The sequence below is a fragment of the Microbacterium sp. GCM10027623 genome, assembly GCF_042666935.1.
In the GTDB taxonomy this organism is placed as follows: domain Bacteria; phylum Actinomycetota; class Actinomycetes; order Actinomycetales; family Microbacteriaceae; genus Microbacterium.
The window spans coordinates 866,924-881,211 of record NZ_JBHTHE010000001.1; the positions used below are offsets into that span (position 1 = coordinate 866,924).

The following is a 14,288-nucleotide window of genomic DNA, read 5'->3' on the forward strand; positions in this document are numbered from 1 at the left end:
GAGCAGGCTGGGCCTGTTTCAGGCGCGCCCTCCCCTGACTCATGGCGGGTGGCTTGGCACACCTCCTCGCCAGGCTCTCGAAGCCCCGTACTTATGTCAGGAGGTGGCTGTCACTCCGTGGCACCTGCGTCGTCTGGCGTTGGCTTCTTCCGGTTCTTGAAGAGGGACGACATCTTGTCGCGCGCGGTCCCCGCGGCAGATGCGACAGCGTTGCTCGCGTCCTTCACGGCGGTGAGTGCCTGAGCCTCGTCGGCGACTCCATCCCCGTCGCGATCGACGGATCGGAAGACGTCTGCGGCTTTATTGGCAGTGCCTGCGATCCCGCTTCCAGCCCGCTTTACGGCGGTCAGGGCGCGAGCTTCGTCCGGAATCCCATCTCCGTCTAGATCGACAGCCCGGAACGCTTCGGTAGCTGCGCTTACCTTGCCCCACACGCTTTCGCCAAAGTCTTTGGCATTGCCGGCGGCGGCCTCCAGCGCGAGTGCGGCTCGAGACGGTTCAGCAACCGATCGCTCGGGCTTCTCGTACTCAAGCAGCCAGCCCGGGAACGTCTGTGGTGTCTCGGGGAATGCCGTCCGCGATGCTTTGACGACATCGCGCCCGAACGTGAAGCTGCCGACGCCGCCGATGACAGCACCGATCCCGAACGGAACAGCTTTGCCCAGGGTGCTGGCACCGAGCTTCCCGCCGAGCTTGAGCGCCTCACGGCCGATGACAATCGTGAGTGGTGCAAGGGCCGAGTCTGGCAGCTGTTGGGTGAGCACCTCGCCCCATCCGCCCTTCGCTGAACTGGCCGCGAAACCAGTGGCGGCGCCACGGGCAGCGGCGACGCCACCTGCCCCGAAAGCTGTGAGAACCATTTTGCTGATCTCGCTCTGCGATTTCTGACCAAGAAGCATTCCGAGGACGAGGGGCTTGGCGCGTTCCGGGTCGTCGACCGGGATGCCGTGCAGCTCGGCGACCGCGAGCACATACAGGGCGCTCGTCTCGTAGAAGAAGAGGAGGTCGGCGACTCCAAGACCTAGGGCGATCGGAATACCGAGACCTGGGATCGCCGCGGATGCCCCGACACCGCTGCTCGCGATCGTGACCGTGGCGATGTACCGGCTGTCGAGCTCCTTCAGCAGGTCCGATGGCGAGGCATGGGGCTTGTCGCGACGGACGGACCGAAGATACTCGAGCACCACGGGGCGCTGTACGGCGATCGCTTTGAAGATCTGGGCTTGGAACCCGTCGCCCTTTGCGAGCTCCCGGGCCTTCTCAGCGACCAGCTCAGGAGGAATGCCGAGCGCTCGCGCGGCTTTGGACTCGTCTTCGGATACGTCCGTCGCAGCCTGGGTCTTGTCGCTCATTGCTTCTCCATAGAAGTCCGAAGTGGTGTGGCAATCGTCGCCACGATGTCATCGTACGCACAGACTGGGTTCGGCCCAGCCGCGCCCGTCCAGCTAGCAGACGACAGGACTCTGGTTCCCCATCCCAGAGCCCTGCCGCCGGCCAGCATCGGATTACGGCTGGACGAACACCTCGTCGGCGAACATCCCGGGCGTCACGCGGTACAGCACCGTGTCGCCGTCCGGCACGGCGAACGCCGCAGATCCGGTGACCGACGCGCCCTTGTAGAGCTCGTCCAGGCCGAAGCTGTCAGTGAGCACCACGAGGTTGTCGAAGCTGCTCACGACATTGCCGGCGCTGGTCACGGCATCCAGCTGCACCTCGGCGGCCAGACCCTTGTCGGCCCCGGTGTACGTGACCGTGTAGGTCACGATCTCGTAGTGCGACCCCGCCGGAGCCTTGTCGTTGAACTGGTTCGCCTCCGCGACCACGGCGTTGCCCTCGGCGTTGACGCTGTTGATCACGACGGTCCAGTCGTTGCTGCTGATCGTCGACGCCAGCGGGTAGGGGTTCTCGCGCGTGCCCTGTCCGGCGGCGTCCGCCGACTCGTCGTTATCCGCGGCCTTCTCAGCATCCGCGCCCTCGTCGAGGGGCTGCGAGACGTTCGTCTCACCGCTGCCGAACGCGTCGTTGAACGAGGTGGCGACCACCGCGAAGAACACGATGAAACCGACGATCGTCCCCACGACCGCCACGATCAGACCGACGATGCCCATCCACTTGCGGTCGCCCTTCAGGAACAGCGACACGATGCTGAGCACGAAAGCGATCGGCAGCAGGATCCACCCGACGATCAGTGCGCCGGGGATGCACGCGAAGATGAACCCGACGATCGCGACGATCATCGCGATCAGCGCGAGCATGTTGTTCTTCTTGTCGACCGGCGGTGCGCCGACCGGCGGGCCGGCCGGCGGGAGCTGCGGCGACGGCGCGGCAGCGGGAGGGTTGGGTACGGACATGATGATTCCCCTTCGGGTAGGTGCGTAGGGCACCGGCCTGCCCCACGACGGATGCCGTAGGGAGCCGGTCTGCGCGCACGCCGATTACCGCCTTTTCGGGGCGGGAAGATCGGAGCTCGGGGGAGATGCTCCGTGGTCCGCGAGGACCGGCTGGGAGTCACTGTAGAGGTGGGGTCGGACATTGCCTCCATCTCATCCCCGGGGACGAACCTGTACACTTATCTGTACAAGGAGTTAGTTATGGACGTGATGCCGATTGCCGAGGCGCGGGCGGGGCTCTCCCGACTGCTTGCCGACTTCCGCACGCAGAACGACGTCGAGGTCGTCGTGATCGGCTCCCACCGACGCCCCGAAGCGGCCTTGATCCCTTACGGCGAGTATCGCGAACTGACGCGACCGGATGCCGCGGCATCAGTCGGGCTGGCCCGGCTGCGTGAGCTGAAGAACGTGATTGCAAAGCTCGCGGCGGCGTCCCATCTCCAAGATGTGCGCGTCTACGGGTCCGTCGCCCGAGGCGACGAGTCCACCGGGAGCGATGTCGATCTGCTGGTCGCCCCGACCGCAGAAGCCACGCTGTTCGACATCGCTCAGTTCGAGCTCGACCTGGAGGCCATCCTGCACGTGCAGGTCTCGGTCGTCTCCATCGACTCCCTGGATGATCGCGACCGGCGAATCCTCGACGAAGCTGTCCGCCTGTGAACGACGAGGAACGCATCCACCGCTGGCTCAGCGATCTCGAGTCCACACTCCAAGAAGCCACGCTGCTCGCCGCGCGAGGCGTCGACGCCTACCGGCAGGACGCCGCCCTGCCACTCGCCTTCGAAGCGCTCGTCAACCGTGTGGGCGATCTCGCCAAGCGCCTCGTTCGAGCGGAGGCCGCCCGCTTCGCGCACCCGACCTGGTCATCCGCCGCGCGAACCCGTGACTTCGTCGTGCACCACTACGACCGCATTGATGCCGCGCTGCTCTGGCGCACGGTCACGGTGAGCTTTCCGCGGCTTCGGGAACTGGTGGAAGCCGCGCAGCGTCCCTGATCGGTGCGCCGAACCCTCCGGACACGGCATCGGGGCCTTCCGTCTGCCCAAGCACCCCCGCTCACGCGATGGGCGGGTACTCCTCACCCCTGTCCTGCTCCGCCGCAGCTGTACGGTCCTGCTGCTGCTCCTCGAACGTGGGCGGTCGGTCGTCCGGGCGCTCCTCGTCGTCTGCGTCGGACTCGCGCGAGTCGTCGTCCTGGCTCAGGTCGGGGTCGGTGCCCTCCGGGTCGAGCGGGTCGGTGGGGAACGGTGTGGGGTCTGACATGATGGCCTCCGAATCGTGGATGGAGGATCAGCGTCGCATCCGCACCCGGCACGCGCAGGGTGATTGACAATGATCCCTAGACGGGCCTAGCCCTCGTCCTGCAGCCCCGCGATCATGCTCCGCAGGCTCACGAGAGCAGCCGCCTGCTCCGCATCCGTCATGCCGCTCAGCATCCGCTTCTCCACCGAGCGCACGGCAGCGCTCGCCGCATCCAGTGCCTGCCGCCCGCGCGGCGTCAGCCGGGTCGGCAGTGCCTTGCCCACCGGTGCCTCCGCGGCCCGGGTGACGAAGCCGTCGCGCTCCATCGCCTGCAGCAGCACGTTCATCGACTGCCGCGTCACGAACGCCCCGCGGGCGAGCTCGGAGTTCGACAGTCCGGGCCGCTGCGCGAGCAGCTCCAGGCAGGAGTACTGCGTGATCGTCATCCCGAGAGGACGCAGTACCGCCTCCATCGCCACCCGCAGCGCACTGGAGGCCTCTTTCAGCAGATAGCCCAGCGACGTCTTCAGGTTGATTCCGTCTCCTTGACTCATGTCAGTATGCTGACATACAGTGACGGATGTCAGAAAACTGACACAATCATCTGGAGGACATCATGCCCGTCACCGGCCCCGACTTCATCTCCCTGGAGGTCCGCGATCTCGACGCCTCGCAGGCCTTCTACGAGCACTACCTCGGCCTCGTCCGCGCCCCCGCCGGGCCGCCGCACGCCGTCGTCTTCGACACGAAGCCGATCGCCTTCGCCGTGCGCGACATCGTGCCGGGCACCGACCTGGCATCCACGACGCGGCCCGGCATCGGCGCCGCCATCTGGCTGCACGCCACCGACGTGCAGGCCATCCACGACGCCCTCGCCGCCGACGGCCACGCCATCACCGCCGCCCCGATCGACGGACCCTTCGGCCGCACCTTCACCTTCGCCGACCCCGACGGCTACCTGATCACGCTGCACGACCGGGCATAGGCAGGCACGGGGGCGGGCCGAGCGGATGCCATGCGGCATCCGCTCGGGCGAGCGGTCAAGTTCTCCTCAGCCAGCCGGTCGCCGAGAATGCCGTCCCGCTCGCCGCGCCGACGCCGTCGTCGTGGTGCTCCGCGGGTGGCGGCTGCGGAAGCGGAGCAGGTCCGCCTCCGGACGGGAACGGAGTCCCTGAAGAGATCTGAGAAAAAAGTTCGAAGAAATGTTCGACACTCACACGAGATCGAGGTATCATGGAGACATGTCGAAGCTGACCGCACTGCACGAGGCGATGTCCCGTCTCGACGCGGTGTGGGCGGATGCTGAGGACTCGAACGACCTGACCCGGGCGGAGCTCGTCTCGGTGACGGACGCCGTCGCTCAGGTGCAGCGACGCCTCGACGCCGTGCAGGTCGACGTGGCGGCAGGCCTCGCGCGGGAGTCGCGCGTGGAGCTCGGGCCCGACTCGCTCGCGAAGCAGCAGGGCTACCGCACGCCGGGGAAGATGCTCGCGGCGACACTGGGGGTCTCGACCGGCGACGCACTGCGCCTGATCAAGGTCGGCGAGGGCACCGCCCCGCGCACCGATCTCGTCGGCGCGAAGCTGCCGGCGAAGTATCCGCTCGTGCGCGAAGCGCTGCGCTCCGGCACCGTCAGCGCACAGGGCGCGGCGATGATCATCGACCTGCTGGAGCGCTGTCGCATCGCGGCCGGCGCCGAGCGGATCGCCGAGGGCGAGAAGATGCTCGCCGACGCGGCCGCAGGGCTGGGTCTCGACGACCTGCGCAAGCTGGTCACCCGAGCTGAGGCATGGCTCGACCCCGACGGCGTGGAGCCGCGAGAGGACGAGAAGCGTTCCCGACGTTCGCTGACGCTCTTCGAGCGCGACGGGATGGTGCACTTCAGCGGACGGATGGATGCGGAGACCGCGGCGCCGGTCGTCACCGCACTGCGCGGGTACGTCAGTGCTGCATTCGCCGCGCGCAAGGATGCCGTCGACCCCGACGCACCGGATGCTGATCGCCGCACGGTCGCCATGATCCAGGCCGATGCCCTCAGCGTGTTCTGCTCCCACATGCTCGGATGCGCCGCGACCGGTCCTGTCCTGGCCGGCGCGACCGTGATCGTCCGGATGAACCTGGACGACCTCACCTCGGGCACGGGATCGGCGACGATCGACGGTGTGGACCAGCCGATCGGAGCCGGTGCCGTCCGCCGGATGGCCGCCAGTGGTGGCGTGATCCCGTGCGTCCTGGGGTCGGGGAGCGAGATCCTCGACTGGGGTCGCAAGAAGCGCTTCTTCACGCCGGCGCAGCGGCTGGCACTCGTCGAACGAGACGGCGGATGCGCGATGTGCGCCCTTCCGCCGCAGATGACTCGAGCGCATCACCTCCGATGGTGGCAACGGGATGACGGCCCGACCGACCTCTCGAACGGCGTGCTGCTGTGCGAGACCTGCCACCATCGCATCCACGACAACGGCTGGGAAGTGCGCATCGACGGCGGCGGAACGAACGCGCAGGTGTGGTTCATCCCGCCTCCCTACGTCGATCCGGCACGCACACCGCGACTCGGCGGCAGAGCGCGGTTCGACATCGCGGCATGAGTGCGGCCGGCAACGGCCGGCAACGGCCGGCTCGCGGCTCGCGGCTGGCGGCTCGCGGTTCCCGGTTTGCGGCTTCAGGCACGCGGCTGCCGGCGGCCGCGTGCCAGATCGCGTCCTGGACGACTCAGTAGGCTGACCGCATGCGCATGGCTGCCGAGACCGACGACCATCGACCAGACGGCGATCGAACGCCACGCGTCATCCACACCGGCCAGGCCCTCGTCGACCTGATCGTCGAAGTCCCCGACCTGCCCGCCCGCGGCCAGAACGTCATGGCCGCCTCCGACGCCCAGTACGCCGGCGGCGCGGTGACCGTGCTGCTGGCCGCCGCACGCCTCGGCGCGCACTGCGTGCACGCAGGCGCCGTGGGCACGGGTCCGCACGGCGACCTGATCCGGGCGACGCTCGCCGCAGAAGGCATCACCGCATCGGCCCCTCCCATCGCCACCCACGACACCGGGGTCTGCATCGTCCTGGTCGAGCCGGCAGCCGAGCGCACCTTCGTCACGACGCTCGGCGCAGAGCGCGACATCACCGTGGCCGGACTCGCGACCGCCGACGTGCAGCCCGGCGACCTCGTCTGCGTGACCGGATACTCCCTCGCCGTCCCACAGACCCGCGAGCCGCTGCTGGCCTGGCTCGACACCCTCCCCGCGACGGCCGTGGTCGTGCTCGACCCGGGCGCCGCCTTCGCCGGCCTCCCCGCCGCCGTGCGCGACCGGATGCTGGCCCGCACCGACGTCTGGACGAGCAACGCCGAGGAGGCCATCGACCTCCTCGCCGCACGGGCGATCGACATCGCCGCACCCGCGCCCGAGATCTCCGCTCAGGCGTCGGCGCTGGTCCCCCTCCTGCGGGAGGGTGCGGTCGCCATCGTGCGAGACGGCGCCGAGGGCTGCGCGGTGCACGTCGACGGCGAGGCCACCCACGTCGCCGGCTTCCCGCAGACCCCGGTCGACACCAACGGCGCCGGCGACACCCATACCGGTGCCCTGCTCGCCGGCATCGCCGCACGGGAGACCTGGATCGAGGCCTGCCGACGGGCCAACGCCGCCGCCGCGATCACCGTCACCCGTCGGGGGCCGACGACCGCACCCACCGCTGACGAAGTGGACGCGTTCCTGCGCGCCCAGACGCTCTGACGCCGGGGGCCTCCCGCTCACCAGCCCAGTTCGCCGGCATCCTCCCAGAACGTGCCCGTGGGTCCGTCCGTGCCGATCTCCGCGAGCCGCGCGACAATCCGCGCGCTCTCCTCGGCGGGCCGGCCCGGATGGGCCTCGGCGGCACCGAACAGCTCGGTCGCGGTGATGCCCGGCTCGACCGCGTTGAACTTCACCTCGGGATGCCGCTTCGCATACTGCACGGTGAGCATCGAGACCGCGGCCTTGCTGGCGCCGTATACGACGGACGGGTAGCCGAACGCCGGGCGCGAGGGCTCATGCGTGGCCCAGAACGACCCGAGCGCACTGGACACATTCACCACGACCGGGTTGTCGGAATGCCGCAGCAGCGGAAGCGCAGCCTCGGTCACCCGAATGATGCCCACGGCGTTCGTGTCGAACACGGCCAGAGCGCTCGGGCCGTCGATGACCTCGCCCGAATCGTCGCGCACGGTGATGCCCGCGTTGTTCACCAGCACGTCGAGCCCGCCGTCCGCGGCGATGCGCTCCAACGCAGCGGTGACCGAGGCGTCATCCCGCACGTCCAGCTGCACGAAACGCGCCCCCAGCTCAGTCGCTGTGGCGCGCCCCCGCTCGGCATCCCTGGCCCCGATGTACACGGTGTGCCCGGCAGCGAGAAGCAGGCGGGCGGTCTCCTTGCCGAGGCCCTTGTTGGCCCCGGTGATCAATGTCGTTGTCATGCCTCGATGGTGCGACCGCCTCGATATCCGGACCAGGTCCCCGCCCGTCGTAGGAACGCCAGTACCAGGACAAGCGCCGCCCGCAGTGCCAGGCTGGACGCATGGAGGAGCGCGAGTTCGGGCGGCTGGTGCGCCAGTGGCGCGACCGCATCGCACCGGCGGCGGCCGGGATGCCGACAGGCGTGCACCGCAGGGCGCAGGGTCTGCGGCGCGAGGAGCTGGCCCAGTTGGCGGGGATCTCGGTCGACTACCTGACCCGTCTGGAGCAGGGCCGCGCGACCTCCCCCTCGGCGCAGGTCATCGAGGCGCTCGCCCGCGCACTGCGGCTCTCCGACAACGAGCGCGAACGCCTCTTCCTCGCGGCGGGTCAGCCGGTCCCGGGGCGGGGCGTCGTCTCCACCCGCATCGCACCGAGCGTCCAGCGGCTGCTCGACCGGCTGGCGCACACCCCGGTCGTCGTCCACGACGCGGCCTGGAACCTGATCCAGGCCAACGCGCCGTATGACGCCCTGATGGGTGCCACCTCCGAACTGCGGGGCAACGAGCGCAACGCCGTGTGGCGCAACCTCGTCGGCAGCGGGTCACGTGCGCGGCACACCGAACAGGAGCACGAGGAGCAGATCGCCCGTCTCGTCGCCGATCTGCGCATGGCCGCGGCGAGGTACCCGGACGATCGGCGACTGCTGCGCCTCATCGAGGACCTGAGGACGGACAGTCCGCACTTCGAAGAGCTGTGGAGCACGGCGACGGATGCCGTGACCACCGAGCAGTCCCGCCGCAAGGTCATCGAGCATCCCGCCGTCGGACCCATCGAACTGGACTGCGACGTGCTCGTCGTCGGCGTCGAAGATCTGCGCGTCATGGTCTACACGGCAGAGCCCGGCTCGGAGGCCGCCCGTCAGCTCGAGCTCGCCGTCGTGATCGGGTCGCAGACGCTCGCGCCGGAGACCTCGCCGCAGGGCTGACACGCCGCGTCGGACGGTGCCCGGGCAGACCGCGAGAGCACAAGGACATGCACAAGCAGAGATCAGTAAGCATTCCGCTGCCTATTGCGTCATGTGTCTTGGCTCATTGATCTCGGATTTGGCGCGAAGTGGATGCCAGGCGGATACTCATCCCGGCATGAGCACCTCCTCGGAACCCTCTGAGACCGTCGCCGTCATCGGCGCCGGTCGTGTCGGCGGTGTGCTCGCCGGAGCGCTCGGACAGGCAGGGTTCGACGTGCGCGGCCCGCTCGCCCGTACCGACGTGATTCCGGCATCCGACATCATCCTGCTCTGCGTACCGGATGCCGAGATCGCCACCGTCGCGCGGAAGGCGCGCCCGCGCACGGCGCTTCTCGGCCACGTGTCCGGGGCGACGGGGCTCGACGAGGTGGACTTCAGCATCCATCCGCTGCAGACCATCACGGGAGGCGAGAGCCCGGAGATCTTCCACGGCATCGGGGCCGCGGTCGCCGGGCGCACGCCCGAGGCGCTCGCCGTCGCCCAGCGGGTGGCCGAAGCCCTCGGTGCGCGCCCCTTCCGCGTGGACGACGCGCACCGGACGAGCTACCACTCGGCCGCCTCCCTCGCCTCCAACCTCCTGCTCGTCGCCCTCGACGCGGCCGAGCGAATGGCGCTCGCCGCCGGCATCCGCGACCCCCGGAAACTGCTGGCGCCGCTCGTCGAACGCACGGTCGAGAACTGGACCGCGCACGGCGCCGCGGCGGCCCTCACCGGTCCCATCGCCCGGGGGGACGAGGAGACGGTCCTCCGCCAGCGGGCCGCGGTCGTCGACGCCGCGCCCGAGCTCGCGGAGCTGTTCGACCGCCTCTGCGACGGCGCCCGCCGCCTCGCCCGAGAATCGGATGCTGGTGACGCGGACCTCCCCGACCGACAGCGCCGCGCGCGCGGCAAGGCGCTCGCATGAGAATCCTCCGCACCCTCCCCGAGATCCGCGCCGCCGTCGCGGACGCCAGGCAGCAGCACCGCACGGTCGGCCTGGTGCCCACCATGGGAGCCTTCCACGAGGGTCATCTCTCGCTCATGCGTCGCGCACGAGAGCAGAACGACCTCGTCGTCGTCTCGCTGTTCGTCAACCCGACTCAGTTCGGTCCGAGCGAAGACCTCGCCGCCTACCCGCGGGACGAGGCGAGGGACGCCGCGCTCGCCGAGCAGGCGGGTGTCGACATCCTCTTCGCACCTGCTCCCGCCGAGATCTACCCCGACGGCTTCGCCACCACCGTCCACGTCGCCGGCATCACCGAGGTGCTCGACGGCGCCGCCCGCGGGGCGTTCCACTTCGACGGGGTCGCCACCGTCGTCACCACGCTGTTCGGCATCATCCGCCCCGACGCCGCGTACTTCGGACAGAAGGACGCGCAACAGCTGCTCGTCGTGCGCCGGGTGGCGGCGGACCTGCACCTGGGTGTGCGCATCGAGGCCTGCCCCATCGTCCGCGAGCCCGACGGGCTGGCGATGAGCTCGCGCAACGTCTACCTCGACCCGGATGCCAGGCAGCAGGCGACCGCGCTGAACCGCGCCCTGGACGCGGGCGCGTCCCTCCACGCTCAGGGGGAGCGGGACGCCGGGCGCATCGTCGCGGCCGCACGGCGGGTTCTCGCCGACGCGGGCATCGCACCCGAGTACCTCGAGCTGCGCGGCAGCGCCGACCTGCGTCCGCTCGACCACGTCGACGGCGACGCTCTGCTGGCCGTCGCCGCACGCGTCGGCGCCGCCCGGCTCATCGACAACCACATCCTGACCGACCACGTCCTGACCGACCACGTCCTGACCGACCAGAGAGGCGATGCCTGATGCAGCGCACCATGCTGAAGTCGAAGATCCACCGCGCCACCATCACCGGCAGCGATCTGAACTACGTCGGCTCCATCACCATCGACGCCGACCTGCTCGACGCCGCCGACATCCTCCCGCACGAGCAGGTGCATGTGGTCGACGTGGACAACGGGGCCCGCTTCGTCACGTACACGATCGCCGGGGAGCGCGGCTCCGGGGCCATCCAGGTCAACGGCGCCGCCGCACGCCTGGTGCACTACGGCGACACGGTCATCGTGATCTCCTACGCCGAGTACACCCGCGAGGAGCTCGCCGAGTACGAGCCGGTCGTGGTGCACGTCAACCGGTCCAACGCCATCATCCAGGTCGACGATGCCGTCGACCGCCTGCTCACCGACGCCGTGCCCGCCGAGGTCTCCTCATGAGCACGCACCCCGCGCCGCGCACGCAGGTCACCCTCGGCGGCCTGGCCGAGAAGAAGGCGGCGGGCGAGCCCATCGTGATGGTCACCGCCTACGACCATCCCAGCGCGCGGATCGCCGAGGCCGCCGGCGTCGACATGGTGCTCGTGGGCGATTCCGCGGCGATGACGGTGCTCGGCCACGACAGCACCGTGCCCGTCACCGTCGACGAGATGATCATGCTCACCGCCGCCGTGCGCCGAGGTCTCTCCGCCCCGCTGCTGGTGGGCGACCTGCCGTTCGGCTCGTACGAGGCATCCGACGCGATCGCGATCGCCACCGCCCAGCGCTTCGTCAAGGAAGCGGGGTGCGACCTCGTCAAGCTCGAACGCGGCGGCAGCACCGTCGACCGCGCGCGGGCCATCGTCGCCGCCGGCATCCCCGTGGTCGGCCACATCGGCCTGACGCCGCAGACCGCCACGGCGCTCGGCGGCTACCGCGCCCAGGGCCGCACCGCCGAAGCGGCGCTCGCGCTGATCGACGACGCGCTGGCGCTGCAGAGCGCCGGCTGCACGATGCTCGTGATCGAGGCCGTCCCCTCAGCGGTCACGGCTCTGCTGGCCGAGCGACTGCGGATCCCGACCATCGGGATCGGAGCGGGGACGGATGCCGACGGCCAGGTGCTCGTGTGGCACGACCTGCTCGGCATCACGGACGGGCCGACGGCCCGGTTCGTCAAGCAGTACGCCGAGCTGCGCACGGCGGCACTGGCCGGCGTGACCGCGTACGCGGACGAGGTGCGCTCCGGGGCCTATCCATCGCCGGAGCACACCTACGGAATGCCCGCCGAGGAGGTCGCGCGGCTCACGGAGCTGCTCGCCGGGCGGTGAAGCCCTGAGGGCGCGCGCCGTCCGCGGCGCCGGGCGACTCAGTACGCCCGGGCGATGTCGTCCGCGCTCGCGCCGCGCGCGTCCGCCAGCTGCCGCGCCATGTCGGCGCGCAGCGAGGACACGTCGGTCGCCGCGGTCAGGAGCGTGAAGCCCTGCTCCGCACGCCGGGCGGCCTGAGCGCCGTCTGCGCAGTGCACGCCGGCGATCTTGCCGCGCGCGGTGGCAGCGGCCGCGATGCGCTCCAGTTCCGCATCCAGGCGCGGCAGGATAGCGTCCTCGAAGGGCACCCGCGCGCCCAGTGCGAGCGACAGGTCGTAGGGGCCCACGTAGACGCCGTCGATGCCGTCGACGTCCAGGATGTCCTCCAGCTCGACGAGCGCCGAGGCGGTCTCGATCATCGCGAGCACCGTGACGGCGGCATCCGTCTGCTCCGGGGTCGCACCGAAGTGCGGACCCAGACGCATCGGGCCGTACGAGCGCGCGCCACCCGAGGTGGGATAGCGGGCGGCCTCCGCCGCCGCGCGGGCCTCATCCGCGGTGTCGATCAGCGGCACGATCACGCCGCGGGCGCCGGCATCCAGCACCCGCCCGATCTCGGCGGGGCTGTTGGTCGACACCCGCGCGAACGGGGTCGCACCGCCCGCCGCGATCGCGATCAGGGCACGCACCTGCGCGTCGTAGCCGAGCAGACCGTGCTGCCCGTCCACGCACACGTAGTCGAAGCCCGCCCGCGCGATCTGCTCGGTCGCGACGATCGAGTCCAGCGTGACCCAGGCGCCCACCCGGGGCGCCCGGGCCTGCTCGGCCGTGGACGGCTCAGACATCGAGCTCCTCGTTGTGGCGCACCTTCACCAGGGCGACGGAGATGAAGCCCACGATCGCGCAGAACACCACGAACAGGGCGACGGGGATCCAGCTGCCCATGAACGCCGCCAGCAGTGCCGTCGCGATCAGCGGGGCCGGACCGCCGACGATCGCCGCACCCACCTGGTAGCCCAGCGAGGCACCGGTGTAGCGGATCTCCGGGGCGAAGTTCTCGGCCAGCACGGTTCCGATCAGCGAGCCGTAGGTCGGCCAGATCACCGCGAACGAGACGACGATCGCCGCACCCGCCAGCCACAGGTTCCCGCTGGAGAGCATCGCCAGGTACGGGAAGATGAAGATCGCCACGGCGACCGAGCCGCCCAGGAACACCTTCTTGCGACCGATGCGGTCGGAGAGGGCCCCGTAGAACAGCATCCCGCCGATGCCGAGCACTGCGCCGACCAGCACGAACGCGAGCACCGCGCCGAAGTCGTACCCGAAGCCCGCCGCGTACGAGAGCGAGAAGGTCGCAAAGATGAAGAAGGTGCTCGTCTCCACGAACTTGGCGCCTGTGGAAGTCAGCACCTCGCGCCAGTGGTGCTTGAGCACCGTGGCGATGGGCAGCTTCTGCGTGGTCCCCTCGGCGCGCACCTTGCGGAACGAGGGGGTCTCGTCGATGCGGGCGCGGATCCACAGACCCACCACCAGCAGCACGCCGGACAGCAGGAACGGGATGCGCCAGCCGAACGAGGTGAAGGCCTCCTCGGGGAAGACCGCCCGGGAACCGATGGTGACGATGTTGCCGAGCGCGAGACCGAGCAGGGCGCCGAGTTGAGGCACCGCACCGTAGAAGCCGCGACGGTTCTTCGGGGCGTACTCGACCGCCAGCAGCAGTCCGCCGCCCCACTCGCCGCCCAGGGCGAGGCCCTGCACCAGACGCAGCAGCGTCAGCAGGATCGGGGCGCCGACGCCGATGGCGGCGTAGTCGGGCAGCACGCCCATGAGCATCGTCGCGACGCCCATGAGTGTCAGCGTGATCACCAGCGTCTTCTTGCGGCCGATCCGGTCGCCGACGTGGCTGAAGATCACCCCGCCGATAGGGCGGACCACGAACGCCAGCGCGAACGAGGCGAACGCCAGCAGCGAGCTGACCACCTTGTCCTCGCTGGGGAAGAAATGCAGGTTGAAGACGGCCGTGGCCATCGTGCCGTACAGGAAGTAGTCGTACCACTCGATGGTCGAACCGACCGCGCTGCCCCACAGGGCGCGGCGGCGGTCCTTGGCTGACACCTCGATGACGGGCGACGACTTCTCGTCGATGGTGCTGGTCATGCG

Annotated in this window: 17 protein-coding genes; 10 read left to right on the forward strand and 7 right to left on the reverse strand. The window is 69.8% G+C overall.

The features are described from left to right. Positions 1-110: 110 nt before the first annotated feature. On the reverse strand, positions 111-1,352 hold the full coding sequence (locus ACFQY2_RS03920) for a hypothetical protein (RefSeq protein ID WP_378744326.1): 1,242 nt from the start codon (positions 1,350-1,352) through the stop codon (positions 111-113). A gap of 153 nt (positions 1,353-1,505) precedes the next feature. Beyond that, positions 1,506-2,351, reverse strand: a complete 846-nt coding sequence (locus ACFQY2_RS03925; protein WP_378744327.1) for a hypothetical protein — start codon at positions 2,349-2,351, stop codon at positions 1,506-1,508. A gap of 240 nt (positions 2,352-2,591) precedes the next feature. On the opposite strand from ACFQY2_RS03925, the gene ACFQY2_RS03930 reads away from it, so the two are divergent. Together ACFQY2_RS03930 and ACFQY2_RS03935 are read left to right on the forward strand one after the other, a co-directional pair. Continuing rightward, positions 2,592-3,050 (forward strand): nucleotidyltransferase domain-containing protein, encoded by a 459-nt coding sequence (locus ACFQY2_RS03930; protein WP_378744328.1) that lies wholly within the window; start codon positions 2,592-2,594, stop codon positions 3,048-3,050. Further along, on the forward strand, positions 3,047-3,385 hold the full coding sequence (locus ACFQY2_RS03935; protein ID WP_378744330.1) for a DUF86 domain-containing protein: 339 nt from the start codon (positions 3,047-3,049) through the stop codon (positions 3,383-3,385). The genes ACFQY2_RS03930 and ACFQY2_RS03935 overlap by 4 nt, the downstream gene beginning before the upstream one ends. A 61-nt stretch (positions 3,386-3,446) precedes the next feature. Here the strand turns inward: ACFQY2_RS03935 and ACFQY2_RS03940 are convergent, their stop codons facing one another. Then, positions 3,447-3,653, reverse strand: a complete 207-nt coding sequence (locus ACFQY2_RS03940; protein ID WP_378744331.1) for a hypothetical protein — start codon at positions 3,651-3,653, stop codon at positions 3,447-3,449. Between the two features lie 86 nt (positions 3,654-3,739). Beyond that, entirely contained in the window at positions 3,740-4,186 is a 447-nt protein-coding gene (locus ACFQY2_RS03945; RefSeq protein WP_378744332.1) for a MarR family winged helix-turn-helix transcriptional regulator, read from the reverse strand. A gap of 62 nt (positions 4,187-4,248) precedes the next feature. Between ACFQY2_RS03945 and ACFQY2_RS03950 the strand changes: the two genes are divergently transcribed. The 3 genes from ACFQY2_RS03950 to ACFQY2_RS03960 all read left to right on the forward strand — a co-directional run bounded on the left by ACFQY2_RS03950 (position 4,249) and on the right by ACFQY2_RS03960 (position 7,359). Next, positions 4,249-4,617, forward strand: a complete 369-nt coding sequence (locus ACFQY2_RS03950; protein ID WP_378744333.1) for a VOC family protein — start codon at positions 4,249-4,251, stop codon at positions 4,615-4,617. 256 nt (positions 4,618-4,873) lie between these two features. Beyond that, a complete protein-coding gene (locus ACFQY2_RS03955; RefSeq protein WP_378744334.1) occupies positions 4,874-6,217 on the forward strand; it encodes a DUF222 domain-containing protein in 1,344 nt (447 codons plus the stop codon). Positions 6,218-6,357: 140 nt separating this feature from the next. Then, positions 6,358-7,359 carry a PfkB family carbohydrate kinase gene (locus tag ACFQY2_RS03960; RefSeq protein WP_378744335.1) on the forward strand — a complete coding sequence of 334 codons (1,002 nt, stop codon included), beginning with the start codon at positions 6,358-6,360 and terminating at the stop codon, positions 7,357-7,359. 17 nt (positions 7,360-7,376) lie between these two features. Here the strand turns inward: ACFQY2_RS03960 and ACFQY2_RS03965 are convergent, their stop codons facing one another. Further along, positions 7,377-8,078 (reverse strand): SDR family NAD(P)-dependent oxidoreductase, encoded by a 702-nt coding sequence (locus ACFQY2_RS03965; protein ID WP_378744336.1) that lies wholly within the window; start codon positions 8,076-8,078, stop codon positions 7,377-7,379. A 101-nt stretch (positions 8,079-8,179) separates the two neighbouring features. On the opposite strand from ACFQY2_RS03965, the gene ACFQY2_RS03970 reads away from it, so the two are divergent. The 5 genes from ACFQY2_RS03970 (at position 8,180) to panB (ending at position 12,149) form a co-directional block, all read left to right on the forward strand. Next, entirely contained in the window at positions 8,180-9,043 is an 864-nt protein-coding gene (locus ACFQY2_RS03970; RefSeq protein ID WP_378744337.1) for a helix-turn-helix transcriptional regulator, read from the forward strand. Positions 9,044-9,200: 157 nt separating this feature from the next. Then, a complete protein-coding gene (locus ACFQY2_RS03975) occupies positions 9,201-9,989 on the forward strand; it encodes a Rossmann-like and DUF2520 domain-containing protein (RefSeq protein WP_378744338.1) in 789 nt (262 codons plus the stop codon). Beyond that, on the forward strand, positions 9,986-10,876 hold the full coding sequence (gene panC / locus ACFQY2_RS03980) for a pantoate--beta-alanine ligase (protein WP_378744340.1): 891 nt from the start codon (positions 9,986-9,988) through the stop codon (positions 10,874-10,876). Before ACFQY2_RS03975 ends, panC begins: the two co-directional genes overlap by 4 nt. Next, on the forward strand, positions 10,876-11,283 hold the full coding sequence (panD, locus tag ACFQY2_RS03985) for an aspartate 1-decarboxylase (RefSeq protein ID WP_378744341.1): 408 nt from the start codon (positions 10,876-10,878) through the stop codon (positions 11,281-11,283). The genes panC and panD overlap by 1 nt, the downstream gene beginning before the upstream one ends. After that, the gene (gene panB / locus ACFQY2_RS03990; RefSeq protein WP_378744342.1) at positions 11,280-12,149 is read left to right on the forward strand and encodes a 3-methyl-2-oxobutanoate hydroxymethyltransferase; all 870 of its coding nucleotides are present in this window, start codon (positions 11,280-11,282) and stop codon (positions 12,147-12,149) included. Before panD ends, panB begins: the two co-directional genes overlap by 4 nt. A 38-nt stretch (positions 12,150-12,187) precedes the next feature. On the opposite strand, the gene ACFQY2_RS03995 is transcribed toward panB, so the two are convergent. After that, complete coding sequence (locus ACFQY2_RS03995) at positions 12,188-12,973, reverse strand: HpcH/HpaI aldolase/citrate lyase family protein (protein WP_378744343.1); 786 nt, start codon at positions 12,971-12,973, stop codon at positions 12,188-12,190. Further along, a complete protein-coding gene (locus ACFQY2_RS04000) occupies positions 12,966-14,285 on the reverse strand; it encodes an MFS transporter (protein WP_378744344.1) in 1,320 nt (439 codons plus the stop codon). The genes ACFQY2_RS03995 and ACFQY2_RS04000 overlap by 8 nt, the downstream gene beginning before the upstream one ends. Between the last annotated feature and the right edge of the window lie 3 nt (positions 14,286-14,288).